Origin of the sequence: Nocardiopsis potens DSM 45234 (genome assembly GCF_000341105.1) — a bacterium.
In the GTDB taxonomy this organism is placed as follows: Bacteria; Actinomycetota; Actinomycetes; order Streptosporangiales; family Streptosporangiaceae; genus Nocardiopsis_A; species Nocardiopsis_A potens.
In genome coordinates this window covers 1-25327 of sequence record NZ_ANBB01000061.1, presented here as the reverse complement: position 1 = coordinate 25327, position 25327 = coordinate 1, and the positions used below count along the sequence as shown (strand labels likewise).

The following is a 25327-nucleotide window of genomic DNA, read 5'->3' as shown; positions in this document are numbered from 1 at the left end:
CCCGGGCGGCGGGCCGGCGCGGCCCGCCGCCCGGGGGCGCCACTCGGGGCGTCACTCGGGGCGCAGCACCAGGGTGTCCTCCGCGGCCTCCGCAACCGCGCCGGGGGTGAACGGCATCGGGACCGTCTCCCCGGCGGCCCACTTCTCCGTCATGTTCTGCCGCTGCGGGTGGAAGGCGTGCCCGGAGGGGCCGGTCAGGTCGATCCACCGGGCGGCGTCGAAGTCGGCCAGGTCGATCGCCATCCGCATGGACGGGACGGTGGACACCGCGTAGCCCTCGGTGCGCTCCCAGCCGGTGGCGTTGACCGTGCTGGAGCCGCCGGAGGCCGGCACCGGGGAGCCGTTGAACAGCCACTCCACCGGGGCGATGCCGGAGGTGCCGAACGAGGGGTGCACCGGGGTGAAGGTGTGCAGGTCGCCCCAGCGCCAGTCGGCGGGGTCGGGGCCGAGCCGGTCGGACAGCTCGTCGGCGGCCCGCTGCATCGCGGTGGAGAGCACCGCGTCGCGCCCGCTCGCCTCCGACCCCTCCCACCACGCGGAACCGGGCTCCTCCAGCAGCCGGGAGACCACCAGCCAGGCGCGGGAGCCCCCGTCGATCCGGTGGTCCGGGCCGAGCTCGTCGAAGAGCAGGTCGAGCAGGTGGTTCCAGGTGGCGTTGTAGAACGCGGCCGGCGCGGAGCCGGCGTCCTGCTGGAAGTCCCAGTCGGCGAGCAGGTCGCGGGCCTCGGCGGCGGTCCCCTCGGCGCCGGCCTCCAGCAGGTGCGGGACGACCGCGCGGGCGGCGCCGTTCTCCGCGTCCATCTGGATCGCGACCATGTCCTCCGCGGTCAGCCCGCCCTCGGCGGCCGCCTCCTGCAGCAGGTCGCGGATGCGCGCCGCCCGGTAGCCGTAGTCCCAGTCGGCGGTGAGCATCCGCGGGTACTCCGAGCCGACCGCGGCCTGGTTCGCGGTGACGATCATCCCCGACGCGGGGTTCTCCGCGTAGGGCAGCTCCTCGAACGGGACCGTGCCGTCCCAGTCGTAGTCGGAGTCCCAGCCGGGGGCGGGCCAGCGGCCGTCGCCCTCGCCGCGCACCGGGATCACCCCCGGCGCCTGGTAGCCGATGTTCCCCTCGGTGTCGGCGTAGACCAGGTTCTGCGCGGGCACCTCGAAGGAGCGGGCGGCCTCCCGGAAGGAGGCGAAGTCGCCGGCGGCGGCGATGGCGAAGATGGCGTCGGCGGTGCCGCCCGGCTCCAGCGCGGTCCAGCTCAGCGCCACCCCGTAGGAGGCATCCTCGGCCTCGCCGACCGGTTCGCCGTCCGCGTCCACCGGCGCGTTCTCACCGAACGCGCGCAGGTCGGCGGCGGCCTCGGCGTCGGAGAGCAGCGGCCCGTGCCGGGTGGAGCGCACGGTGAACTCCACGTCCTCCCCGCCGGCCACGGCGACGGTCTCGGTCCGGGTCTCCAGCGGCTCCTCCTCGCCGTCGACGATCGCGGCGTCCCCCTCGATCCGCTCCAGGTAGAGGTCGGCGACGTCGGGGCCGAGGTTGGTGAAGCCCCAGGCGATGTCGGCGTTGTGGCCGATCATGATCCCGGGCAGGCCGGGGAAGCCGAACCCGGTCAGGTCGAACGGGCACTCCGCGGACACCTCGGTGCAGTGCAGCCCGGTCTGGTGCCACACGCTGGGCATCTGCGCCCCCAGGTGCGGGTCGTTGGCCAGCAGCGGCATCCCCGACTCGGTGAACTCCCCGGAGACCACCCAGGAGTTCGAGCCCAGCTCAGGGGAGGACGGCCCGAGCAGCTCGGGGACGGACCCGAGCCCGTCGGAGACCCGCTCCAGGGCGGCCGCCGCCCCCTCCGGGGGCGCGGGGGCCTGCGCCTCGTCCGCGCCGTCCCCGCCGTCCTCCTCCGGTTCCCCGGGCTCGAAGGCGCCGCCGCGCACCTCGCCGTCCTCGACGATGACCGGGTGCTCCTCCTCGGGGTAGGCGGGGTAGAGCTCCTCCACCCGCTCCCGGTCGATCCCGGCGGCCAGCAGGCCGGCCCGCTCGATCTCGTCCTCCATGTTCCCGCGCAGGTCCCAGGCCATCGCCTTGAGCCAGGCGAGGCTGTCCACCGCGGTCCACTCCTCGACCTCCGCGCCGCCGTTCATCGCGCCCAGCACGGAGAACTCCAGCCCGAGCTCCCCGGTCTCGCGCTGCGCGAGGTAGGCGTTGACCCCCTCGGCGTAGGCGTCGAAGTAGGCCCGGGTCTCCGGCTCCAGCAGCTCGTACTCCTGCTCGGCGACGTGCCGCCAGCCCAGCGTCCGCAGGTAGACGTCGGTCTCCACCTGCTCCTCGCCGAACAGCTCGGCCAGCCGCCCGGCGGTGGTCATCCGGTTGAAGTGCATCTGCCAGAACCGGTCCTGGGCGTCCACGAACCCCTGCGCCCGGAACAGGTCCGCGGGGGTGTCGGCATAGATCTGCGGAACCCCGTCGGCGTCCCGGTGCACGGTGGCCTCACCGTCCAGCACCGGCACCACCATCTCCCCATCGACCTGGGGAAACGCACGCCGAACGGTCCAATACCCGAGCCCCGCGGCGACCAGCCCGAGGGAGAGGAGAACGGACAGGGGGATGATGATCCACCGCTTCACGCGGGGTGTGACACGGGCCATACCGGCGAGTTTAGACCGACCAGTCGGAAAGATCCCCGCGAGGGGCCCGCCTCCGGGCCGCCGGTGGCGCGGGCCTGCGGTGCGACGTCCGGGGCGGGTCCGATCGCACTCCCTCCCGCCCGGGGCGGCCTGCTCTGCCCCTAGTTCCGGGAGGTGGTGCCGCGGCGGGCGCCGCCGGAACGGTGTGCGTTGGCCGAGAACGGTCATCCGGGTGGACTCGGGGATATCGCGATCTCTCCGGTGCTATATGTGGCGGGTTCGGAATGTGGTCGTTCGATCACCGAGCGGATCGCTCTGTCAGGGCTCGTCGAAGGTGGGAATGCGCGTGACCGACTTGCGGCTCAGGATCGGTTTCCAGGAGGACACGACTCCGGAAGAGGCCGAGGAGCATACCCGGGATCTGCTCGAGCTCGTGGAGCGCGTCGACGCCGACCGGGTTGATCTCGTGAGGGCGCCGGGCGCGGTGCCCCCGGGGGTGCGCGCCGGTGATCCGGCGGCGGTCGCCGGTGCGATTCTGCTGGCCGGGGTCGCGGTGCGCCAGGCCGTTCCGCACATCGCCGCGATCGTTCAGGAGTGGCTGAGGACCCGTGCGCAGAAGTCGGTGACGGTGGAGGCCGACGGGGCCAAGGTGACCCTGGAGGGGCACCATGTACGCCCGGAGCAGGTCGAGGCGTTCCTCTCGGCGCTGCTGGCGGAGCGGAGCGGGGAGGAGGGCGGGTCTCGGTCCTCCGGTGGCGGACGAGGCGCCGAGGACCGCGCCGAAGGGGACGGTGCAGGGGAGGAGCGGTGACGCGGACGGCGATTCTGCTCGGAGTCACCTCCTACCGGGACGGGGCGCTCGCCGACCTGCGTTCTCCGCGTGCGGACGTCGACCGGCTGGAAGCGGTGCTCAAGGCCAACGGCCATTTCGACCGCGTGCGCTCCCTGTACGACCCGGGAAAGAGGGAGGCGCTGGAGGCGATCGAAGAGCCGCTGGTGGAAGGCAGGCCCGGAGACCTGGTGCTGGTCTCCTTCTCCGGGCACGGCCTGACCAACCGGCGCGGCAGGCTCCACCTCGCCTTCGGCGACACCCGGCCGGACAGGCTCGAATCGACGGCGGTCTCCGCGGAAACGCTCCAGCGCCTGTTCAAGGACTCGCGGGTGGCGAAGAAGGTCCTGCTGCTCGACTGCTGCTACAGCGGTGCCTTCGCCGACGGGTTCGCCACCCGCAGTGCCCAGGGGGCCGGTGATCATCCGGACTTCCAGCGCCAGATGGGTGGAGACGACTCGGCGGGAACCTATGTCCTCGCCGCGTCGGGGGCGATCGAACCGGCCTACGAAGGCGACAACACGACGAAGATCGAGCCTTCGCCCTTCACCGCCGCCGTGGTGCGCGGGCTCTCCGGCGCCGCGGCCGATTCCGACGGCGACGGATGGATCGACACGGTCGATCTGTACCAGTACGTGTACAAGTCGGTCGACAGGCACGGCGGACAGCACGTCACCGGCTTCTCGCTGGCGGCGCAGGGCGCGATGAAGCTGGCCCGCCACGTCGGCGCCTCGACCGCAGTGGTGCTGGACGAGCCGGCCGGCCAGGGGGCGGCGGAGGCCCCGGGGGTTGAGCGGAGCGCTGACCGGGGCGGGGCGCCCGGGCCCGATGCCCTCTCCGCCGAGGGAGCCTTCCGGCCTTCCGATGGAGGGGAGGGAGACCGGTGGGACACGCGGCGCTGGAAGGCCCTGTTCGACTACTACAGCGCCTGCCTCAGCCGGCAGAGCGTGCTGCAGCAGCTCCCCGACGTCGCCGGCGGGGAGTTCGCGGTCCTCGAGGCGGAACGCGAGCGGATCCTCAGCGGTGAAGCGGAGAGGATCCCGCTGACGGGCGCCGCCGCGCGGATCGCCGAATCCTCACTGAAGGAGAAGCGGCCCCTGCGCTACGGATACCCGGCGGTCCTCTTCGCTCCCGTCCAAGAGAAGGGGCGGGACCGGAAGGGCTACAAGGCCGCCCCGCTGCTGGTTATGGACGTGGAGGCGCGGAAGCGCGACGACGGCGGATACGAGCTGCTCGCGGCGGGAGAGCCCGAGCTCAACCGGGAACTCCTCCTCACCGCCGCCGAATTCGATGAAGAGGCGGTCGAGGACCTCTTCGCCTGGTTCGAAGCCGATTGGGGAGGAACGGGGGCGGCGGGCCTGGCGGACAGGGCGCGCGCCCTCTGCGGGCGCCTGGGGCTGGAGCAGGTCCAGGACCTGGTCGCCGGGCGCCTCGACGGGCGCTTGGAGGCGGGGCCTCCATTCCGCAGCGGCGCCCGGAACGCCGCGATGCTCCATGCCGCCGACCCCGGGGCCCGGTCGATCGGCGCTTTGGTCGCGGACCTGGACCACCGCTCCAAGAACGGCATGAAGCCGGAAGGGATCGCCTCCACGGCGCTGGCGTCCTTCGCCGATCCGGGAGCCGTCCGGCCCGTGCACCGGGGCGAGGTGCGCCCGGTGGTCACCGGGCACGGCAATGCGGCGCAGGAGCGCATCCTGGAATCGGCGATGCGGGAGAGGCTCACGGTCGCGACCGGCGCGCCGGGTACGGGCAAGAGCGAGCTGATCACGTCAGTGGTCACCACCGCGGTCGCCGCCGGGGAGTCCGTCCTGGTCGCCTCCACCAACAACACGGCGGTCGATGAGGTCGTCCGCCGGGCGAACGGACTGCTGCCCGGCGTGGACCTCGTCGTCCGTACCGGTAACGCGGAGAAGCAGAAGAACGAAGCGGAGATCCTCACCCGCCTGCGGACGGTGCGCCTGGAGGCCGCGAACGGGCGCACCGGGGCCGAGCGGCTCGACCTCCACCAGCGCGGCCTCGCCGACGCGCAGGCGATCCTGGAAGAGGCGGGGGCGGCGGAGCGCCGCCTGGCCGTGTCGGCGCCCGTGCGCGATCAGGACCGGGCGCGCGTCGCCGCAGAGGTCGCGGTGGACCGGCTCTTCCCCGATGCCGAGGCCGTCCGCAAGTGGCGCCGCCGCGTGGACGCGGCGATCGGGCGGGGGTGGACGGCTCCGCTGTACCGGTGGTGGGTGCGCCGGAGCCTCCGGTACGGGCGCGACGATGGGGAGCTGGCGGCGCTCGCGGAGTTCCTGGGGACCGAGCTCGAATGGTGCGAAACCCGGATGCGCCTGGAGCGGGGCGGGATCCCGGAGGAGGTGCACGCCCGCATCGCCGACGTCCGAGAGAAGCGCCGAGAGGACGGCCGGCGGTACCTCGCGGCGCAGGTGGCCCGCGCACTCGCCGAGGGAGGAGGCGTGCTCGACGAGAGGCTGGACCACCTGGCGTCACGGGGGTCCACGTGGGTGGGCATGGGCCGCCTCATCCGGGTGGCCCGGGCATGGGCCGTCACGTCTCGCTCCGCCCGGGTGTTCCCGCCGAAACCGGCCCTGTTCGACCTGGTCGTCGTGGACGAGGCGAGCCAGTGCACGATCGCCGACGTCCTTCCGCTGCTCTTCCGGGCCGAGCGCGCCCTCGTGATCGGCGACCCTCACCAGCTTCAGCCCGTCAACCCGCTGGGCGCGAAGGAGGACCGCCGACTCCAAACGGCCAGTGGACTGGATGAGGAATGGCTTGACGACCGCTCACTGGCCTATACGCGATCGTCCGCCTACCACGCCTCCGCCGCGGCCCTCGCCCGCGCCGACCGCGAGGTCCTCTGGCTCGATGAGCACTACCGCTGCCACCCCGACATCGTCGCGCCGGTGAACAGGCGCTTCTACGGGAACAGGCTCGCGGTGCGCACCCGCACGCCGGGCCTGGCGGCGCCGGCCCGGCAGGCCGTCCAGTGGATCGACGTCCAGGGGGCCACCGACCGGCCCGGCGGGCGCTCGTGCCGCAACACCGGCGAGGCGGACGAGGTCGTCCGGCTGCTGCGTCGGCTCTGGACCGAGCTGCCGCCGGACGCGGACATCGGGGTCGCCACCCCTTTCACGGCGCAGAAGCGCGAGCTGGAGGGCCGCCTCAGCGGGGCGGGAGAGCGCATCCGGGTCGGTACCGTGCACACGTTCCAAGGCGGGGAGCGAGACGTCATGGTCGTGTCCCCGGCGGCCGCGACCGGGGTCGCCCGAGGACCGGGGCAGTGGGCAGCACGGGGGGAGAACCTGTGGAATGTCGCCGTGACCAGGGCCCGCTCCCGTCTCTACCTGGTCGGGGATCAGAGGTACTGGTCGGAGCAGGAGGGCCTGCTGGCCGACTTCGCACTCGGGGCGCGGCCGGCGGGAACGGAGGAGGCGCCCGATGGGGCCCGAGGCCGGCTGTTCGGGGCGCTGGAGACGTGCGGAGCCGCGGTCGAGGTCGGCAGGGCCGTGCACGGATACGCCTGTGACCTCGTGGTCTCCGGGGCCGACGGGGAAGTCGCCGTGATCATCGACCGTGCCGGCGTCGGCGACCCGGCGGCGCCTGAGGCAGGGCGGACGCTCCTGCGGGCGTTGGACGAGGCCGCGCTCTTCGAAGCGGTGTCGGGGACGCGCACGGTCCGTGTCCCGGTCTGGCGCTGCTGGACGGAGCCGGAAGCCGTCGCCGCCGAACTGGTCCGGAGGGCCGGCTGAACCGGAATGCCGCCGTGCAGGGCGGGACGCCGTCTCCTGCCGGACGTGGAGGCTTCTGCCCGGCGTCCTCGGCGCCGGGCAGAAGCCTCCGAAAGGAGTGCCTGACAGGCGGTCCGGTACTTCGGGCCCCGCCGCGGACGACCCGGGGGAGGGCCGAGAAGGAAGAGAACCCCGTCCCCTCGCGCGGGCACGGCGTACACCTTCCCGAAGCGGTGCGCTCCCGCCCCCGGTCAGTCGATGCCGAGCAGGCGCAGGGCCGCGGTGCAGCCCGCCGCGGTGAGCAGGGCGGCGGCCAGAGGGAGGCGGGCCAGCGTGCACAGGCCGCCGGCGGCGACCCCGGCCAGGCGGGCGGTTCCGGCCGGCTCGGTGCCGTCGAAGAGGGTGGTGGAGACCAGTACCCCGGCGAGCAGCACGGCGACCGCGCGGTTCAGCGTCTCGTCGGTTCCGGGGGAGAGCGGCAGCCGGTCGCGGAGGAGCAGCCCTCCGGCGCGCAGGGCGTAGGTGCCCACCGCCAGCACGGCGAGGGCGGTCAGGAAGGCCGTGGTGCTCATCGGCGGAACCTCCGCTCCAGGGGGCGCAGCAGCGGGATCGCGGCCAGGCCGAGCAGGGCCGCGGGTGGGGCGGCGCCGGCCGGGAGCAAGGGGGTGCAGGCCGCGGCGATCAGCGCGCCGGCGATGACGGCGGCCGCGGTCCGCCGGTCGCGCAGCGCCGGGACGACCATGGCGAGCAGGATGGTCGGGAAGACGGCGTCCAGGCCGAGCGCGGCGGGGTCGCCGGTCAGCGACCCCAGTGCGTAGCCGGCGAGGGCGCCCCCGGGCCAGGCGGCGGCGATGGCGAGGCCCCCGGCCCAGAACGCGGCCCGCCGCCCCGCCCCGTCCGGTCGGGCCAGGGAGAGCGCCACCGTCTCGTCGTTGACGAAGTGCGCCGCCAGTGCCCGGGACGGGCCCCGCCGCAGGAACGGCGCGACGGCCATCCCGTAGGCGAAGTTGCGCGTGTTGACCAGCAGCGCCGCCCCCGCGGCGAGCAGCGGGGCGGCGCCGGCGGCCAGCAGGCCGACGAGGACCAGCTCGGCGGAGCCGGCGAGCACCGCCGCGGCCAGCGCCGCCACCTGCCACAGGGGGAACCCCGCGGCCTGGGCGATCGCCCCGTAGGAGGCGCCGACGAGCGCCACCGCCCCGGCGACGGCCGCCGCGTCCCCGAGTCCGGCCCCGGAAAGTGTTCTCTGTGGCGAACGCATGTCCATTATGTTGGCCGCATCGCGGTTGTTCGTCAAGGAGAACGAACGATCGCTATGCTGGACGGCATGGTGGAGTCCGGGCCGCTGAGCGGCCTCATCGCGGCGGCCCTCAAGCGCGAGCGCGCCCGAACCGGGTACAGCATCTCCGAGCTGGCCCGCCGCGCCGAGGTGTCCAAGTCGACCGTCTCCCAGCTGGAGGCCGGCGCCGGCAACCCGAGCGTGGAGACCCTGTGGGCGCTCAGCACCGCCCTCGGCATCCCGTTCTCCCGCCTGGTCGACCCGCCGATGCCGCGCACCCGGCTGGTCCGTCGCGGGGAGGCCCCGGCCGTCCCCTCCGGGCGGGCCGACTACACCGCCGCCCTGCTCTCCTCCGGCGCGTCCGGCGCCCGCCGCGACATCTACCTGGTCGAGGCGGAACCGGGGGACCAGCGCGAATCCGCCCCGCACCCCGAGGGCACCGTCGAGCACGTGGTCCTGGTCTCCGGCCGCGCCTCGGTCGGCCCCGCCGACTCCCCGTCCGAACTCTCCCCCGGCGACTACCTCTGCTACCCCGGCGACGAACCCCACGTCTTCCGCGCCCTCGAACCCGGCACGGCCGCCGTCCTCGTCTCCGAGGCCTGACCCGCCCGGAGGGCGATCCGGAGTGCGATGAGGGGCGGGCCGCGCTCACCCGCCGCCGATCCGCCTCTTCCAGGTGGAATCGTCGGCGGTGAGCCAGTGCGGCACCAGCTTCACCGGGAAGGGGGCGTCGGTCTCGAAGAGGTCGAAGTCCACGGACTCGGAGGCGCCGCGGTAGGCCCCGCCGTCCAGGCGGAACTCGATGATGCTCGGGGCGAGCGGGTCCGGCGTGACGATCCAGTACGACTCGACGCCGAAAGCGGCGTATTCGTTCCTCTTGGTGTGGTGGTCGCGGAACCGGCTCTCCGGGGAGACCACTTCGACGGCCAGGGCCGGTGGATCCGCGAAATGACCGGAGGCCGGAAGGCTCTTATCTTTGCTCTGCTCTCTGAAGGCTGAAAGCTGAAAGGTCCGGGATGCGGTGGTGGGTCCGGTCCGCATTGAGGTCGATCCCGGTTCCCTGGAAGATCTCGAATCCCGGCGGGCAGGCGGTTTCCAGGCACCAGGCCAGCCGGTGCTCGGCGCGGCCGTGCGCGGGCTTGGGGGCCGGAGACACGTCAAGCCTCCCGCAGACCAGCTCGTAGCGGTTGCCGTCCTCGGGCAACCGCTCCAGGTCGTCGACGGTCAGCGGCCGCGGCTCCGTCTCCCCGATGCTCATGATGGACATACTGCCCCCTCGATCGCATGGAGACCACTGTCCAGGCCGCTTTCCGGTTACGGACGGGTATTCGCAGAGTCGCGGCGGATCCGTCCGGGCAGGGGCGCCGGAGGGGGAGGGCGGGCCCTCCAATCCGGCCGGGCGGGCACTACCGTGATCCCATGCCCGACGCCCCCTCCTCCAGGAACACCGTCCGCGGCGACCTCTACGGCTCGCTGCTGCAGGCCGGCGACGTCCACGGCGACGTGCACATCCACTCCGCCGCGCGGTCGGGGCCGCGCGCCGACGTCTGCCTGGACGCGCCCCGGCCCGCCACCCGGGTCCGCGGGCGGGACCGGCTGCTCGCCGCGCTCACCGGCGCGATGGCCGGCGGCGACCCCCGGCCGCAGGTGTTGACCGGCCCCGGCGGGATCGGGAAGTCCACCGTCGCCGCCGAACTGGCCCGACGCGCCGCCGAGCAGGGGCGCACCGTGTGGTGGGTGCGCCCGGGCGGCGTGGCCGCGTCCGTCCTGGAGGCCGCCGTCGAGCTGGGCGGCGACCCGGACGAGGCCGCCCGGCTGGCCGGCGCGCCCCGGCGGGCGGCCCGCTGGGCCTGGAACCTGCTGGACGCGGCGGACCGCCCGTGGCTGCTGGTCTTCGACAACGCCGACCGCCCCGAGGAGCTCGACCCGGACGACCGGCCCGGCGCGGGCGTCGGCTGGCTGCGCGGCAGCCCGTGCGGGACCGTGCTGGTGACCACCAGAACGGCCGACCCGGGCACCTGGGCGCCCGCGGCGCTGCACCCGGTCGAGCCACTGGCCGGGGCCGACGCGGCCGCGGTGCTCGCCGACCACGCCGGCGCGGCGGCCGCGGACGGCGCCGCCGAGCTGGCCGAGCGCCTCGGCGGGTTCCCGCTCGCCCTGGCCCTGGCGGGCAGGGCGATGGCCGCCCACCCGACCCTCTTCCCCGGCTTCCGGGAGCTCGGCGGCCACCTCGCCGCGTCGGCGGTGCGCATCGACGACCTGGTCCGCCCGCTGGGCGGGCGGGGCCCGACACTGGCCGGCACGCTCCGGGCGTCGGTGCGGGCGCTGTCCGGCACGCCCCAGGCGGAGCCCCTGCTCGACCTGCTCGCGCTCCTCGGTGCCGAAGGGGTGGAGGTGCCGCTGCGCCGCCTCCCGGTGCGGCTGCTCCGCGGCGGCCGCGCCGACACCGGCCCCGGGCCGCTGGACGAGGCCGCGGTGGCCCGCGCGCTCAACGCACTGGCGGTGCACGGCCTGGCCGCCGTGGTGGAGGTGCACGGGGAGCGCGCGCTCCGCCTGCACCCGCTGATCGGCGAGACCGTCCGGGCCGGCCTGGGCGAGGGCGCGGCGGAGGCGGCGGAGCAGGCCGAGCGGCTGCTGCGCGCCGCGCCCGACCGCGACCCGGCCATGGAGCACGCCGCCCACCGGGCGGTGGCGGAGGTCCGTGCCGCCGCGCTGGGCGAGGACCACCCGGACGCGCTCGCCGCCGCACTGGACCGGGAACGGCTGCTGCTCGTCCGGGGCGACCCGGCCGCCGCCCGGCGCGCCCTCGCCGCGCTCGCCGCCCGCGCGGAGCAGGCCCTCGGCCCGGAGCACCCGGTGGCATTGCGCGCGTGCCACCTGCACGGCGACGCCCTGCTCCAGCTCGGCCGGCTGGACGAGGCCGAGCAGGTGTACCGGGCCGAGTACGAGGCGCGCGGCCGCCTCCCCGGCGGAGGGGGCGCCGAGGCGCTGAGCGCCCTGCACCAGATCGCGCTGGTCGCGGTACGGCGCGGCGACCTCCCGGCGGCCGCGGAGCGGTTCCGCGCCGTGCTGGAGCAGGGGGCGGAGCCGTTCGGCGCGGACCACCCCGTGCTGCTCCAGGCCCGGCAGAACCTGGCCTTCACCGCGATCCGGCTGGGCGAGCGGGAGACCGCCGAGCGCGAACTCGCCGAGGTCGTCGCGGTCAAGGACCGGCTGCACGGGCCGGAGCACTCCGAGGCGGTGGACGCCCGCTACTACGTCGCGCTGAACGAGCTGGAGAACGGGGACGCGGCCGCCGCGGTACAGGGCTTCGCCGGGGTCGCCCAGGGGTGGGAGCGGACCCTCGGCGCGGACCACCCCCGCACCCGGCTGGCCCGCGAGCGGCTGGCGCAGGCCGAGGAGCGCGCGGCCCGGGAGGGCGCCGGCCGGCAGGGGTGAGCCGGGGCCTACAGCGCGCCGCCGCGCACCGAGCGGACGAGCGCGGCCCACTCGCCGAGGGGGAGCGCCAGCCGGGCGAGGCCGGGGTGGCGGGAGTCCCGGAGCAGCACCCGCGGCTCGGCGGAGCCGGTCCCGCCGAGGAGCGCGCCCCGGCGCGGGCGCGGCGCGGCGAACTCCACGCAGGCCCCGGTCTCCGCGGAGCTGTGGCTGCTCCGCACCCAGGGGCCCGGCTCCCAGGCCGGCGGGCGGTCCGGCGTGCGCGGCATTCGGGCCTCCTCTGCTCGGTAACGGAAGACCCCAGTATGGCCGCGCGGGCGGCCGGCGGCAGCAGGTGGGCGGTGGGCGGCGGTCGGACGGAGGCCGCCGGCGCGGGCGGGCGGGCCCGGGCCGGCGCGCGGGGGCCGTGACGGACCTGGGACTCCGCCGTTGCCGTTCCGGTGGCGGCGGTCCGCGATCATGGGACCGTCGGCGGCGGAGCGACGGGTGGAGGCGGCGGATGAGCGGCGGACTTCGGCACGGGCTGGGGGCGGTGTACGGGGTGGCGCTGCTGCTCCTGGTCCCGCTGGTACTGGGCACCGGCCTCGGGTGGCTCCAGCGGGGGATCGTGATGTTCCAGTTCACCCACTGGGAGCCGCTGGTCGGAGCGGTGCTGGTGGTGGCCGGGGCGGTCCTGGTCGGCCTGGCGACGGCGCCGTGGATGTCGCCGGTGGCCGGCCTGGTCTCCGGTGCCCTGTTCACCCTGTACGGGATCGGCCAGCTGGCCTTCTTCGGCCTCGGCGGCGGCCTGGGGCCGCTGCTGCACCTCGACCCGATGTGGATGAGCAGCGGAATGGCGATCTACCTGCTGCTCGGTCCGGTACTGCTGATGACGGCGGTGTGGCCGTCGCGCTGGCGGTCGCCGCAGGTGCAGGGGCGGCGCGGCGTGCCCGTCCCGCCCTCTTCCTGGCCGCCGGCCGGCGGCGCCCCGACCGGCGGCGCGCAGCCGGGGCCCGGCGTCCCTCCGGGCGACGCTCCCCGCTACCCGGAGGCCCCGGGCGGCCCGTCCGGCCGCTGAGCGCACCCGTTCTCTCCCCGGGAGCCGGAACCCCGGCCGGGCCCGGTGCCGGGGGCGCGGAGGCCGCCCCGGACCGGCCCGAACGCCGCCTCCGGCGGCGGGATCGGCGGTCGACCGCGCCGGCACCGGACCGCACCGCGGAGCGGCGGAAGCGCGGTCGGTGCAGCGGCCCCGCGCGGTAGGGCCGGGGCGGGGACAGGCCGAGCGCAGGCGCGCACCGAACCGAACTGCGGTCGGCGTGCGGCGCCGGACCCGGCGCGGATCGGCCGCAGGCGCCCGCTTCACCGACCGGTCCCGGCTACGCCCCCGGCTCCCGCCTGGCACCCGGGCGGTCCTTTCCGGAGCGGAAGGGGCCGGAAACGGACGATCCGTGCAGATCGCGGCGGCCGGGCGGGGCCGGAGGGAAGCTGGGGCGGCCGACCGTCCCCGACCTCCGGGAGCCCGAGTGACCTCCTCCGCCGCTTCCTTCGCAGCATCCTCCCTCCGCGCCTCCGCCGCCGCGATCCAGGACGACCTGGTGCGGCTGCGCCGGGCCCTGCATCGCGAACCGGAACTGGGACTGCAGCTCCCGCTGACCCAGGCGAAAGTGCTCGAGGCACTGCGCGGGCTGCCGGTGGAGGTGACCACCGGGACCTCGCTCAGCTCGGTCACCGCGGTGCTGCGCGGCGGCCGCCCCGGCCCGGCGGTGCTGCTCCGGGGGGACATGGACGCGCTCCCGGTGCACGAGGAGACCGGCCTGGACCACGCCTCGCGCTTCCCCGGGCGGATGCACGCCTGCGGGCACGACCTGCACACCGCCGTGCTGGTCGGCGCGGTCCGGCTGCTGGCCGAGCGGCGCGCGGAGCTCCCCGGCGACGTGGTGTTCATGTTCCAGCCGGGGGAGGAGGACGGCGGCGGCGCCCGCCTGATGATCGAGGAGGGGGTGCTGGAGGCCGCCGGGTCCCGCCCGGTCGCCGCCTACGCGCTGCACGTGAGCTCGGCCGGGCGCCGCAGCGGCGTGTTCGCCTGCCGCGGCGGCACCGCGATGGCCTCCGCCGACCGGCTCACGGTCGAGGTGCACGGCCGCGGCGGGCACGGCTCCGCCCCGCACACCGCGCTGGACCCGGTGCCGGCCGCCTGCGAGATGGTCACCGCGCTGCAGACGATGGTGACCCGCAGGTTCGACGTGTTCGACCCGGTCGTGGTGGGCGTCGGCCGGTTCCACGCGGGCGACGCCGACAACGTGATCCCGGACCGCGCCGAATTCGAGGCGACGATCCGCTCGTTCTCCCCGCAGAGCCGGGAGAGGGTGCGGCGGGAGGCCGCCCGGGTGGTGCGCGGGGTGGCCGAGGCGCACGGGCTCCGCGCCGACGCCGAGTACGAGCTGAGCTACCCGGTCACCGTCAACGACGCGGCCGAGGCGGACTTCGCCGCGCGCACGGTCCGCGAGGTGTTCGGCGCCGACCGCTACGAGGAGCAGCCCGAGCCGATGACCGCCTCGGAGGACTTCTCCTTCGTCGCCGAGCAGGTGCCCGCCGCGTTCCTGATGCTGGGCGCCGCCCCGCCGCAGGCCGACCCGGACGCCGCGCCGTTCAACCACTCCGCGCACGCGGTCTTCGACGATGCGGTCCTCGGCGACGGCGCCGCCCTCCTTGCCGAACTGGCCCTGCGCCGCCTGACCGCCGATCCGCGCTGACCCGGCCCCGCTCCTCCCCGCCTCTCCCCGATGGTCTTGACGTTGTCGCCGTCTCAAAGCCGACGGTCTCCAGCGTCCGCTGCAATACCGCCCGCCAGAGGACGGGCGGGGACCGGCCACTCGGCCGAGCGCGGCGCCCCGCAGAACGAAGGTCAAGACGGGCGGCGACGGCGAAGGCAGGGGCGGGGCGGGCGCCTCACCCGGGCGCGGCGCCTCGCGGGGCGGGGGTTCAAGCTGGCGGCGATGGCGGGAGGGGAACCGGCCGGTCGGTCGGGTGCGACGCCCCACGGGGTGACGGCTCAAGCCGACGGCGGAGGAAGGGGCAGGGGCGGGTGCCCCGGCCGGGCGCGGCGCCTCGCGGAGCGAAGGTCAAGACGGGCGGCGACGGCAGAGGCAGGGGCCGGGTGCAGGCGTCGCCCGGGCGCGGCGTCTCGCAGGGTGAGGGTTCAAGCGGGCGACGAGGGCGGTGGAGGGGACCGGCCGGTCGGTCGGGCGCGGCAGAGCAGGTCGGGAGTGGTCGCGGCGGGCAGAGAGGGCGGGTTCGCCGTTCCCGCGTCATCCCAGACGCCGGGGCCGGCTACCCATGAAACCACTGCACCTCCCCGACCTGGACGAATACGCAAGGTGATGGCGGAGAGGGGTGCCCTGCGCACCGCGAGAGCACCCCGGTGATTCCCGGGCGCGCACCCTGGGCGGGATCGGGCCCCGGGAGGCCCGATTGGCCCTGATCGGGCCGGTGTTCGGGGGTTCGAGCCGCCCGCAAGGCCGCAAAGCAGGGGGCCGGAACCCGGGCAGGGGCGGCACGAAGGCGAGATGTCGCTTTTGCCCTGCAGGGAGGGTCCGCCTTGGCCACTCTGGGTGATCGGTGAGGGGGTGGTGGGGGCCTGGGGGCTTACTACTCGCTGGTAGATGTAATCGGGGTGCTCTCGCGGTGCGCAGGGCACTCCCGCCCCTGCCCGGTCCCCGCCGCGAACCAGGCATACAGGGATAAGGCCCCCTGGTGGGCCCGGGCGAGCGGCCCGCCCCCTTCACCGGTGCCGCCCCGCCCGACTCCCACCCTCGCTGCCCGCTTTGACCTTCGCTCTGCGGGGCGCCGCGCCCGACCGACCAGCCGGTCCCCCTCTCGCCCTCGCCGCCCGTTTGAACCCCGGCCCCGTGAGACGCAGCGCCCGGGTGAGGCGCCGGACCCCGCCCCTGCCTGTGCCGTCGCCGCTGGTCTTGACCTTCGCTCTGTGGGGCGCCGCGCCGGACCGACCGGCCGGTCCCCTCTCCCGCCCTCGCTGCCCGCCTTAACCTTCACTCCGCGAGACGCCGCGCCGGACCGACCGGCCGGTCCCCTCTCCCGCCCTCGCTGCCCGCCTTAACCTTCACCCCGTGGGGCGCCGCGCCCGGGCGATCGCCTGCGCCCCGCCCTGCCTTCGCCGTCGCCGCCGCTTGAACCTTCACTCCGCGAGACGCCGCGCCCGACCGACCGGCCGGCACGCCCTCCTGCCTTCGCTGCCCTCCCGCCGTGGCCGCCCGCTCGGACCTTCGCTCCGCGAGATGCCGCGCCCGGTCGGGGCACCTTCCGTCCCTCGCCCCTCCCCGAGTTCCCCGTTGCAACGGCCACTTGACGACAAGGGGTCTGAGACGGAGACAACGTCAAGATCATCGCCCGGGGGCGGGTCAGCCGGGCGGGTCAGCCGGGCGGTGCGGCCCAGGGGTCCATCGGGATCCGGGCGCGGGCCAGGCCGTCCTCGTCCAGGAGGCGGCCCATCAGCTTCACCGTGCGCAGCGTCAGCTGCCGGTCCACCACCCGTATCCGGGGCCGGCCCCGGGTCGCCAGGGCCTCGATCCGGGGCAGGTCGACCAGGCGCCGCGCCACCACCACCAGCAGCAGGTTGGCCGGGCCCGCGGTCAGCGCGCACAGCCGCGCCTGGGGGAGCAGCCCGAGGCCGTGCGCGGCCTCCTCCAGCTCCTCGGCGGGGACGTCCAGCCGCAGCAGCGCCGTCTCCGGCCACCCGGTCAGCCGGGCCGACGCGTCGCAGCGCAGCACCGCCCGGCCCGAGTCGAGCAGCTCGGCGACCCGGCGGCGGACGGTGGTCACCGGGATCCCGGTCCGCTCGCTCAGCTCCGCGTGCGGCATCCGCCCGTCCTCGCCCAGCGCCAGCATCAGCTCCCGGTCCCGGGGCCGGTCCCGGGCGGCGCGGCGCCCGGAGGCCGGCCGCTCCCCGATCGCCTGGCGCTGCTCGGCGTCGAGTGTGCCCAGCCGCCACCGGCTGCCCTCCCGGACCACGTGCAGCAGCGGGTCGGTGCGGGTGCGCAGCACGCCGGGGACCCGGGCGACGCGCTGCTCGACGTAGCGGGTCAGCTCCCGCAGGTCCGCCGCGAACACGGTGAGCAGCAGGTCGGCCCGGCCGGCCGGCACCTCCACCGTGGCGGCCTGCGGGTCGCGCGCGAGCACGCCGGCGACCTCGGCGGCCCGCGACGCCGCGCACTCCACCTCCACCATCGCGCTGGCCGGCCCGCCGTCGGCGGCGCCGCCCGGATAGCAGGTCACCCACGCCTCCCCGGAGGAGGACAGCCGGGCCCAGCGGCGGGACAGCGTCGCGGCGTCCACGCCGAGCGGCCCGGCCAGCGCGGACCAGGGCGCGCGCGGATCCCGCTGCAGCGCCCCGACCAGGGAGAGGTCCAGCTCGTCCACGGCGGCCCCTACGGCCGATCCGTGCAGCGGGAGCGGAGAACGGGCCGATCCGTGCGGTTCGGCGCGGCACCGCACCAACGCGGTGATCCTGAACCGAGTTCGGTCGACGCAGACCGCATCGCCACCATCCCCCGTCCCATCAGCAAGGATCGCCCATGCCCGGTTCCACACCGGCGGCCGGCCGCCGGTCGGCCGCCTTCGTCGGCTTCCTCGTCTTCATCGAGCTGTGCAGCGGAGTCCTCCAGGGAGGGTTCCCGGTGCTGCTCCCGGCCATCGGCGCCGAGCTCGGGCTGGGGCCGGGGGACCTGAGCACCGCGTTCTCCGTGGAGCTCCTCGCCTCGGGCCTCGCCCTGCCGCTGCTCGCCCGGCTCGGCGACGTCTTCGGGCACCGGAGGCTGATCCAGATTACCGTCGTCGTCACGCTGGCCGGCTACGCGCTGGTGGCGATGGCGGACGGCTTCGCCCTGCTGATCCTCGGCCGGATCCTCTCCGGCGCGCTGGCCTGCTGGCTGCCGCTGGAGTTCGCCATCGTCCGGGACCGGCTCGGCACCGAGCGCGCCGGCCCCGCCATCGGCCTGCTCGTCGGGGCGCTGTCCGTCGGCGTGTCCTTCGGGGCGCTCGCGGTCGGCCTGATCGACGACGCGGCCTCCTCGGTCCGGGTGTCGCTGTGGGTGCTGGTCGCCCTGCTCGCCGCCTGCCTGCTGGTCAGCCTGTTCCTGATCCCGGAGTCGGAGGTGCGCTCCCGCGGCCGGGTGGACTGGGTCGGCGGCATGCTGGTCGCCCTGGGCCTCGGGCTGGCGTTCGACGGGATCGCCGCGCTCGCCTCCTCGCCCGGCCGGGCCGGCGCCGAGCTGCTGGCCGGGGCGGTGCTGCTGGTCCTGTTCGTCCGCTACGAGGCGCGCATCGCCGACCCGCTGATCGACGTCCGGGTGATGAGCGGCAGGACGCTGGCGCCGGTGTACTGGCTCAGCATGATGCTGGGGCTCTCCCTCTACGGGTCGCTGACCTCCGCCCCGACCTTCGCCGCCACCGACCCGGCGCACGGCTACGGCTGGGGCCTGGACACCCTGGGCGTCTCCGCGGTGAGCATGTGCTCGGCGCTGGGCATCCTGGTCGGCGGGCTGGCGGCGGACCGGGCCGCGCGGCTGCTCGGCGAACGCGCGGTGCTGGCCGGCGGGTTCGCGCTCTCCGCGGCCGGCTACGCCGCGATCGCGCTGCTGCACGGCCACCCCTGGCAGTTCGGGGCCGGGCTGCTCGCCAACGGCCTGGGGGTGGGCCTGGCGATGAGCGCCATCCCGCTGTTCATCATCCGCCGCACCCCGGCGGACCGCACCGCCGCCGCCACCGGCGTGTACAACACACTGAAGGCGCTGGCCGGCGGCATCGCGGGCGCGGTCTTCGGCACGGTGCTCAACCGGATGGCCCTCCCGGGCGCCCCCGACGTCCCCCGCGAGGGCGGCTACATCGCGATCTGGGCGGGCTGCGCCGTGCTCTGCCTCGCCGCGGTGGCGATCGCGGCGGCCCTGCGTGCCCCCGCCCCGGCCCCCGCCCCGGCCGAACACGACTCCCCGTCCTGACCCGGGAACGCCCGGCGGCCCCGGGGACGGGCCCTCCGGAGTCGCGCCGACGACCGATCCAGGGGAGCATGGCGCCCATGACGAACATGGGCTCTGCCGCCCCGAGGCGGCTTCCCCCGGAGCTCGCCCCCCTCGGGCCGGGCGACCCCGAGACCATCGGCCCCTTCCGGCTGGTCGGTCGGCTGGGGGCGGGAGGCATGGGCGCCGTCTACGGCGCGCTCGACGGCGCGGGGCGGTGCATCGCGGTCAAGGTGGTGCACGAGCGCTTCGCCGCCGACCGGCGCTTCCGCTCCGCGTTCGCCCGCGAGGTGGAGCTGATGCGGCGGGTCGGCGGGATGTGCACCGCCCCTGTACTGGATGCGGACCCCGGGGCCGGGCGGCCGTGGGTGGCGACCGGCTTCGTTCCCGGCCGCACTCTCGCCCGGTACGTGCGCGAGCACGGGCCGCTCGGCGGCGAGGTGCTGCACGCCTTCGCCGCGGGCACCGCCGAGGCGCTCGCCGCGGTGCACGCCGCAGGAGTGGTGCACTGCGACGTCAAGCCCGCCAACGTGATGCTCGCCCCGGACGGCCCCCGCCTGCTCGACTTCGGGATCGCCCGCCCCGTCGCCGCGTCCCGGGACGACGGGGTCTTCGGCTCCCCCGGCTGGATGAGTCCGGGGCGCATCGCGGGCCGCGATCCCGTCCCGGCCGACGACGTCTTCGCCTGGGGAGGCCTGGTGGCGTTCGCCGCCACGGGGCGGCCCCCGTACGGGCGGGGCGAGCCGGAGGAACTCCTCCGCCGCACCCGCGAGGAGGCCCCCGACGTCGCAGGTGTTCCGGAGGGCCTGCTGCCCTTGGTGGCCGCGGCCCTCGACCGCGATCCCAGCGCGCGGCCGTCGGCCGAGGAGGCGTTCCGCGCGGTGCTCGCCCGCACCGCCCCGGCCGCCGGGACCGCTCCGGGCGGCCCCCTGTCGGCCGCCCCCGAGGCGCCGGAGACCCGGGAACTCCCTGCGGAGCAGGATCCCCGCGGCCGCCTCGGCGCCCTGCTGCGTACCGGGTGGAGCGGGTTCGACGCCCCCTGGCACCGGCCCGAGCTGTGGCTGGCGGCCGCCCCGGTGCTGGGCGCGGTCGGTGGGACGGTGCTGGCCGGCGGCGCCGCAGGCACGGCGGGCGGCATGGCGGGCGGTTCGGCGGCGGGCGGCATGGCGGGCGGTGCGGCGGCGGGTGGCGCCGTGTCCTCCGCGGTGGGCGGCGCCGCCGCTGCCGGGGGCGTGGCCGGCGGGCTGAAGACCGCGGGCATCGCGGCCGCCGCCCTGCTCGCCGCCGGTGCGGCGGGCGTCGGCGGCGTCGCGGCCTACGGCGCCCTGACCGCGCTCACCCCGCAGGAGGCGGTGGTGCAGGCGGCCGATCTGGCCGCGGAGGCGCAGAGCTTCCGCGCCGAGACCACCTTCCGGACCGAGATGCCGGGGCAGGAGCCCTACACCAGCGTCGTCCGGCACGAGTTCAGCGCCGAGCCGGCCATCGGCTACCTGCGCACCGACGAGACGGCGGACGTCGGCGTCACCTCGGTCGCGCGCGACGCCGACGGCCCCGTCTACCTGTTCGACGGCACCTGGAGCCGCCGGCCTCCGGGCACCGACGTCCCGCTCTACTCGGAGGAGGAGTTCTCCGCCCAGTGGGTGGCCGAGGAGCTGCGGCGGATGGCCGACTCCGGCGAGCTGCGCGAGCACGAGGAGGAGACCGGACCGGACGGTGAACCCGCGGCGCACTACAGCGGCGACTACACGGTCACCGTCACCTCTTACCCGTCCGGGGAGGAGACCGAGTATCCGGCCTCCTTCGACGTCTGGCTCGACGAGGAGGGGCTGCCGCTGCGCCTGGAGTCCTCCTACGACGCGGGGGAGTCCGGCGGCGAGAACACCACTGAGACGGTGTTCTCCGACTTCAACGCCCCCGTCGAGGTGGACCTCCCGGAACCCTCGGAGATCGTCGCAGGGCGCTGCGAGGACTCCCCGGTGGCGGACCGGGCTTCGGGCGAGGTCATCGTCGAGCCCACCACCCCCGGCATCACCTGCGAGCAGGCCGTCGAGGTCCTGGAGGGCTACTTCGCACTGCCGCCCGACCGGCTTCAGGGCAGCGGCGGGTTCGGTGAATACGACGGCTGGACCTGCGGCTGGGTCCCCGTGGGCGGGCGGGAGCCCGGACAGCCCATCGGCTCCTGCTACGAGCAGGAGTCCCTGGACGGGGACGGCGGCGAGCCCCCCGCGGAAGGAGCCGGGCACATCTCCCTCTGGCCGGTGCAGTGACGCCGTCCCGGCCTCTCGGGAACGGCCGTCCGGACACGCCCTGCGGGCCGGCGGCCTCCTGAGCCCCCGGCCCGGGTGGCGGTCCCCGCTCCGCCCGGAGGGCGCATCGGGTGCCCCGTTCCCCTCTTCCGGGCCGCCGGTCCGGCCCGAGTCCCGGCCGGGGCGGTCCGCCGCTCCGGGGGCGGGGAACCGGGTGTGTCCGGGGTCGCAATGCGCGCGCTCTGTCTGGTTCTGGACACTCTCCGGCATCGGCGGCCTGGAGGGTCGGCAGTGCACCGGGAGCACCGGAGCACCGCCGGGGGACCCGGGCCGCCGAAGCGGCGACCGCCTGGGCCGCCGCGCGGTGCAGGCCGCCCCGGGCCCGTGATCGCCGACCTCGCGGAACGCCGGTTCGGCCCGAGAGAGTAAGGAAGGTGCGACCCCATGGCCGCCACCCCCCGACCGCTGCGGACCAGCTCACCCCTGCCGCCCTACCGCGCGGTGCTGGCCGTCGACGCGGAGGGCTACACCCGCAATTCCGCCTTCCACCAGCAGGTGCTCAGTACCGCCATCCCGGAGGCGCTGGAAGAGGCGTTCCGCCGCTCCGGTCTCGAAGAGGTGTGGAGCGGGCGCCGCTTCCCGCAGAGCGCCGGGGACGGGTACGTGGTCGGAGTGGAGCCGGAGCACCTTCCGTTCCTCGTCCACCCCATGCTCGGGCACCTGCAGGACGCGCTCGAGGACGACCAGTCGCGCCTGGCCGCCCACGAGCGGGAGCTGCGGCTCCGGCTGCGCGTCGCCCTCGACGTGGGGCCGCTTCCCGACGGCGGAGGGGCCGGCCCCGGGCCCGCCGGCATCGGCCGCGCGATGAACGATGTCCACCGGCTGCTGGACGCCGCCCCGCTCCGCGACGAACTCCGCGCCTCCGACCGGGACATCACCTACCTCGCGGCGATCGTCTCCCGGGGCGTCTACGAGGAGGCGGTGGTCGGCCGCTTCGTCGGCCTGAACCCGCGCCGGTTCCGCCGCGTGGAGGTGCGGCACCCGGACAAGGGGTTCACCCAGGAGGGCTACCTGTACGTTCCGGTGCAGTCGCGCTCCTCCGGTGCCCCAGGCGCCCAGACGGCGGAGCGGAAGGCGGAAGCCGCGCCCGAGCCCGCGCCCGGGCCCGGCGCCCCGGAGCCGCCCTCCGGCCAGGGGGCGGCGCCGGGCGGCGTGCGGATGGGCGACAACCACGGCCAGGCCGTGCTCGGCGGCACGCTCCAGGGCGGCATGCACGGTGACTTCCGCGGGAGGGGACGTGGCTGAGCGGCCCCAGGACGCCCCCGGTGCGGAAGAGCCCCCCGCGCCGGAGCCGGAGCAGGAGGAGCAGGGCCGCGCGGAGCGGGAACCGTCCGTCCGGCCGGACGGGGGCGAGGCCGCGCCCGGGCGGGAGAAGGCGGCCAACACCGCCGCGGACAACTACGGGCAGCTGGTCCAGGACGCCGTCATCTACGGCGGCATGCACATCCACACCGGCCCCGCCGACGGCCTGTACAGCCGCGCCGAGGCGACCCGGCTGGTCCGGGAGGCGCGCCGGCTCGACCCCCGGCGGGTGGAGGCGGTGCGCGCCTCGTTCGTCCGCCCCGAGCACTACCTCCGCTTCGAGCGGGAGTTCCGGGACGCCCGGGTCGGCGTGGTCGCCGGCCCCTCCGGCGCGGGCCGGGCGGTGACCGCCGTCTACGCGCTCGACCGCACCCGGCTGCCCCTCCGCGAGGCGGTCCCGGAGGCCGGGGAGCGGGACCTGGGGCTGGGGAGGCTCCCGGCGGAACCGGACCACGCCTACCTGCTGGACCTCACCCCCTTCGGCGACATCACCGGGCAGCGGGCCGCGGTCCGGGAGTACGCGCGCCGAGTGCGTGCGTGCGGAGGGCGGCTGGTCGTGGTCGCCGGGGCCTGGCGGGAGGACCCCGCCGACGACTACGCCTGCCTGGAGGTGGAGCCGGTCCCGGCGGAGCGGGTCTTCCACGGACACCTGCGCCACCTCATCGGGGAGGAGCGGGCCGCCCGCTGGTCCGCCGCCCCGGAGGTCCGCGGGCTGCTCACCGGGGAGACCCCGGACCGGGCGGTGCGCATGGCCAAGCAGGTCCAGCGCTCCGCCTCCTCCGAATCCGCCTTCGCGGTCCAGGTCGAAGAAGTCCTGGGAGTGTTCCGGAACTACGCGGCCGAGGTCCGCACGTGGTTCCAGGAGCACGAGAAGGCGGCCGCGCAGGCCGAGGGGAACCGGTACGGGCCGCGCGGCGCCGGGGACGGCCGGGACCGCCCGGAGCGCCGGGAGGAGCTGCGGGCCGGCGACTACCAGCGGGTTCTGATCGAGGCCGTCGCGGTCCTGGAAGGCTGCCCCTCCGACGCCGTGCTGCCGCAGGTCGACGAGCTCGCCAAGGCGTGGTCGGTCCCGGTGCAGTTCTCCTCGCCGATCTCCGGCGGCGGGCTCACCGCGATGCTGGCGGAGGTGGGCTCCGTCGTCGACGCGGAGGACCGCATCCGGTTCCGGCGGCCCGGGTTCGGAGATGTGGTGCTCGACCACTTGTGGCACGAGTACCCCAAGGCGCGCAGATCCCTGCTCACCTGGTCGAACCGGGCGGTCCGCGAGATCCCCGTCCGGGAGCGCGGCGAGGTGGCGGAGCGCTGGCTGCGGCTCGCGGACCGGCAGGGGGACCCCGGGCCGGTGAACGGGCTCCTGGTCGCCTGGGGGCGGGACCGGGTGCTGCGCCCGGCCGCCGTCCCCGTGGTCGCCCGGGCCGCGGTGCACGGCCGGCTCGGCCCGGCGGTCCGCGCCTACCTCTACCGGCTGGCCGAGGGCGGCCGCGGCGGCGCGGCGACCGACATCGCCGTGGCCCAGGTGTGCGGCCAGTACGGCAGGGTCGAACCCGGCTCCGCACTGGTCCGGCTCAGACTGATCGCCGACCGGGCACCGGCTTCGGAGAGCGGCGGGGCGGCCGTCTCGGAGGCCCTGGACTCCATCGCGGAGGAACCGGCCCCCTGCGCCGAGGTGCTGAGGGAGCTCGCGGCCTGGGCGGACGACCCCGAGCAGCGGGGCCGGGCCGACCTCGCCCGCGGCCACCTCTACCGGATGCTCTCCGCGGCCGACGGCCGGGGCCTGCCGCTCCTGCTGGTGAGGACCGCGGACGAACCGGCCGGGATTCCGGCGGACGCGGTCGGCGCCGCGCTGGCGGCAGCGCTGAGCGGAGCGGACCCGGAAGGGGCGGAGCGGGCCCTCGGCGGCTGGGCCGATGCCCCGGCGCTGGCGCCGCGGGGGCGGGAGAGAGCAGCTCTGGAGGCCGTACTGCTGCACGCCGCGTCCGCGAGCCCCGCGGCCAACGTGAGGATCGCCCGACTCCTCGGCCGGCGAGCGCGCGACCGGGGCGACCTCCGGGCGGCGGAGCTGATCGGGCGGATCGCGGCGCACGACCCGTTCACCCGGAACCCCGAGTCCGTCGGAGGAGAGGTATGAGCTGGCTGATGCGGAGCGTCGTCCCCGGAGCGGAGGTGCCCCCGTGGAGCATCGCGTTCCGCTCGGGAGGCGAGGCGATGGAATTCTCCGCCCGCCTGCCGAGCAGGGACGAAGGGCTGCTGTTCAACGCCGACTTCGCGCTGGTGCTGGACATCGCAGCCCGGGGGAGGCGCCGGGAGCGGGCCGCGCAGAAGGCGCGGGCGGCGGTACTGGAGGCCGCGCGGGAGGAGGCGCGCGGCCACTCGGTGGCCGACCACGGCCTCGCCGAGGCCGAACTGGCGCGCCGGCTCCTCGCCGACGGCGTCGTCGACGACCCAGACATCAGGATCGGCAGTGTCGAGGTCCGGGTCGGAGCGGACGAGGCCGATGTCGAACTGGTCAAGAGCAGGGAGCGGTGCATTCCGCGCTACGCCCTCAAAGAGGAGGAGCTGCTGGCCCGGCTGCGGCATCTCGAGCGGCTCACCGAGGAGGTCTACAGCGACCCCGCGACGGCCCTCCGCTGGTGGTACGACCACAACCCGGAACGCACCGGGGAACTGGACGTGGCCGCCGACCGGTTGCGGCTGGTGACGGCGGAGGGGAGAGGGGCGGACGGGGAGCCGTCGGAGGAGGAGGCGGCGGGGCGCCTCGTGGCGGACCTGCTCCGCGGGCTCACCGCGGACGACCGCACCGATGTCCTCGACCGCCTCGCCGGGCTGTTCGACGC

Annotated in this window: 18 protein-coding genes; 11 read left to right on the top strand and 7 right to left on the bottom strand. The window is 75.9% G+C overall.

Annotated elements, in window-relative coordinates; all coding sequences use genetic code 11:
- Positions 1–51: 51 nt before the first annotated feature.
- On the bottom strand, positions 52–2631 hold the full coding sequence (locus tag D459_RS0124310; RefSeq protein WP_040710961.1) for a penicillin acylase family protein: 2580 nt from the start codon (positions 2629–2631) through the stop codon (positions 52–54).
- 319 nt (positions 2632–2950) lie between these two features.
- Between D459_RS0124310 and D459_RS0124305 the strand changes: the two genes are divergently transcribed.
- Together D459_RS0124305 and D459_RS0124300 are read left to right on the top strand one after the other, a co-directional pair.
- Positions 2951–3421 (top strand): hypothetical protein, encoded by a 471-nt coding sequence (locus D459_RS0124305; RefSeq protein ID WP_017595606.1) that lies wholly within the window; start codon positions 2951–2953, stop codon positions 3419–3421.
- A complete protein-coding gene (locus D459_RS0124300; protein ID WP_017595605.1) occupies positions 3418–7185 on the top strand; it encodes a caspase, EACC1-associated type in 3768 nt (1255 codons plus the stop codon). The genes D459_RS0124305 and D459_RS0124300 overlap by 4 nt, the downstream gene beginning before the upstream one ends.
- Positions 7186–7415: 230 nt before the next feature.
- Here D459_RS0124300 and D459_RS0124295 read toward each other — a convergent pair whose 3' ends face one another.
- Both D459_RS0124295 and D459_RS32620 read right to left on the bottom strand, forming a co-directional pair.
- Positions 7416–7736 (bottom strand): AzlD domain-containing protein, encoded by a 321-nt coding sequence (locus D459_RS0124295; RefSeq protein WP_017595604.1) that lies wholly within the window; start codon positions 7734–7736, stop codon positions 7416–7418.
- Entirely contained in the window at positions 7733–8422 is a 690-nt protein-coding gene (locus D459_RS32620; protein ID WP_040710967.1) for an AzlC family ABC transporter permease, read from the bottom strand. The genes D459_RS0124295 and D459_RS32620 overlap by 4 nt, the downstream gene beginning before the upstream one ends.
- 54 nt (positions 8423–8476) lie before the next feature.
- On the opposite strand from D459_RS32620, the gene D459_RS37415 reads away from it, so the two are divergent.
- Positions 8477–9043, top strand: coding sequence for a helix-turn-helix domain-containing protein (locus D459_RS37415; RefSeq protein ID WP_017595602.1), 567 nt, complete (start codon positions 8477–8479; stop codon positions 9041–9043).
- Positions 9044–9088: 45 nt separating this feature from the next.
- Here D459_RS37415 and D459_RS37510 read toward each other — a convergent pair whose 3' ends face one another.
- The gene (locus D459_RS37510; RefSeq protein ID WP_338044457.1) at positions 9089–9358 is read right to left on the bottom strand and encodes a Uma2 family endonuclease; all 270 of its coding nucleotides are present in this window, start codon (positions 9356–9358) and stop codon (positions 9089–9091) included.
- Positions 9359–9410: 52 nt separating this feature from the next.
- A complete protein-coding gene (locus D459_RS37505) occupies positions 9411–9707 on the bottom strand; it encodes a Uma2 family endonuclease (RefSeq protein ID WP_338044456.1) in 297 nt (98 codons plus the stop codon).
- 152 nt (positions 9708–9859) lie between these two features.
- On the opposite strand from D459_RS37505, the gene D459_RS0124275 reads away from it, so the two are divergent.
- Positions 9860–11878: a tetratricopeptide repeat protein gene (locus D459_RS0124275; protein ID WP_017595601.1), complete on the top strand. Its 2019-nt coding sequence runs from the start codon at positions 9860–9862 to the stop codon at positions 11876–11878.
- Positions 11879–11886: 8 nt separating this feature from the next.
- Here D459_RS0124275 and D459_RS35945 read toward each other — a convergent pair whose 3' ends face one another.
- Positions 11887–12144, bottom strand: coding sequence for a DUF397 domain-containing protein (locus D459_RS35945; RefSeq protein WP_017595600.1), 258 nt, complete (start codon positions 12142–12144; stop codon positions 11887–11889).
- Between the two features lie 230 nt (positions 12145–12374).
- On the opposite strand from D459_RS35945, the gene D459_RS0124260 reads away from it, so the two are divergent.
- Entirely contained in the window at positions 12375–12932 is a 558-nt protein-coding gene (locus D459_RS0124260) for a hypothetical protein (RefSeq protein WP_017595598.1), read from the top strand.
- Between the two features lie 445 nt (positions 12933–13377).
- A complete protein-coding gene (locus tag D459_RS0124255) occupies positions 13378–14607 on the top strand; it encodes a M20 metallopeptidase family protein (protein ID WP_017595597.1) in 1230 nt (409 codons plus the stop codon).
- Positions 14608–16285: 1678 nt separating this feature from the next.
- Here D459_RS0124255 and D459_RS0124250 read toward each other — a convergent pair.
- Complete coding sequence (locus D459_RS0124250) at positions 16286–17290, bottom strand: Lrp/AsnC family transcriptional regulator (protein ID WP_017595596.1); 1005 nt, start codon at positions 17288–17290, stop codon at positions 16286–16288.
- A 155-nt stretch (positions 17291–17445) separates the two neighbouring features.
- Here D459_RS0124250 and D459_RS32610 point away from each other — a divergent pair, with 155 nt between their 5' ends.
- The 5 genes from D459_RS32610 to D459_RS0124225 all read left to right on the top strand — a co-directional run.
- The gene (locus D459_RS32610) at positions 17446–18867 is read left to right on the top strand and encodes an MFS transporter (protein WP_017595595.1); all 1422 of its coding nucleotides are present in this window, start codon (positions 17446–17448) and stop codon (positions 18865–18867) included.
- A gap of 77 nt (positions 18868–18944) precedes the next feature.
- Positions 18945–21152, top strand: a complete 2208-nt coding sequence (locus D459_RS33845) for a serine/threonine-protein kinase (protein WP_051065532.1) — start codon at positions 18945–18947, stop codon at positions 21150–21152.
- 423 nt (positions 21153–21575) lie between these two features.
- Positions 21576–22436 carry a hypothetical protein gene (locus D459_RS0124235; protein ID WP_017595594.1) on the top strand — a complete coding sequence of 287 codons (861 nt, stop codon included), beginning with the start codon at positions 21576–21578 and terminating at the stop codon, positions 22434–22436.
- Positions 22429–24621: a hypothetical protein gene (locus D459_RS32600; RefSeq protein WP_017595593.1), complete on the top strand. Its 2193-nt coding sequence runs from the start codon at positions 22429–22431 to the stop codon at positions 24619–24621. The genes D459_RS0124235 and D459_RS32600 overlap by 8 nt, the downstream gene beginning before the upstream one ends.
- On the top strand, positions 24618–25327 hold a 710-nt coding region (locus D459_RS0124225; protein WP_026120720.1), incomplete at its 3' end, for a hypothetical protein. The genes D459_RS32600 and D459_RS0124225, both read left to right, overlap by 4 nt.

What these genes read in the sequence shown, in the direction of transcription:
- D459_RS32620 (WP_040710967.1), bottom strand. Translation starts at nt 8,422, where the DNA reads ATGCGTTCGCCACAGAGAACACTTTCCGGGGCCGGACTCGGGGACGCG.
- D459_RS0124275 (WP_017595601.1), top strand. Translation starts at nt 9,860, where the DNA reads ATGCCCGACGCCCCCTCCTCCAGGAACACCGTCCGCGGCGACCTCTAC.
- D459_RS0124260 (WP_017595598.1), top strand. Translation starts at nt 12,375, where the DNA reads ATGAGCGGCGGACTTCGGCACGGGCTGGGGGCGGTGTACGGGGTGGCG.
- D459_RS33845 (WP_051065532.1), top strand. Translation starts at nt 18,945, where the DNA reads ATGACGAACATGGGCTCTGCCGCCCCGAGGCGGCTTCCCCCGGAGCTC.
- D459_RS0124235 (WP_017595594.1), top strand. Translation starts at nt 21,576, where the DNA reads ATGGCCGCCACCCCCCGACCGCTGCGGACCAGCTCACCCCTGCCGCCC.
- D459_RS37415 (WP_017595602.1), top strand. Translation starts at nt 8,477, where the DNA reads ATGCTGGACGGCATGGTGGAGTCCGGGCCGCTGAGCGGCCTCATCGCG.
- D459_RS0124305 (WP_017595606.1), top strand. Translation starts at nt 2,951, where the DNA reads ATGCGCGTGACCGACTTGCGGCTCAGGATCGGTTTCCAGGAGGACACG.
- D459_RS0124295 (WP_017595604.1), bottom strand. Translation starts at nt 7,736, where the DNA reads ATGAGCACCACGGCCTTCCTGACCGCCCTCGCCGTGCTGGCGGTGGGC.
- D459_RS37505 (WP_338044456.1), bottom strand. Translation starts at nt 9,707, where the DNA reads ATGTCCATCATGAGCATCGGGGAGACGGAGCCGCGGCCGCTGACCGTC.
- D459_RS32610 (WP_017595595.1), top strand. Translation starts at nt 17,446, where the DNA reads ATGCCCGGTTCCACACCGGCGGCCGGCCGCCGGTCGGCCGCCTTCGTC.
- D459_RS35945 (WP_017595600.1), bottom strand. Translation starts at nt 12,144, where the DNA reads ATGCCGCGCACGCCGGACCGCCCGCCGGCCTGGGAGCCGGGCCCCTGG.
- D459_RS0124310 (WP_040710961.1), bottom strand. Translation starts at nt 2,631, where the DNA reads ATGGCCCGTGTCACACCCCGCGTGAAGCGGTGGATCATCATCCCCCTG.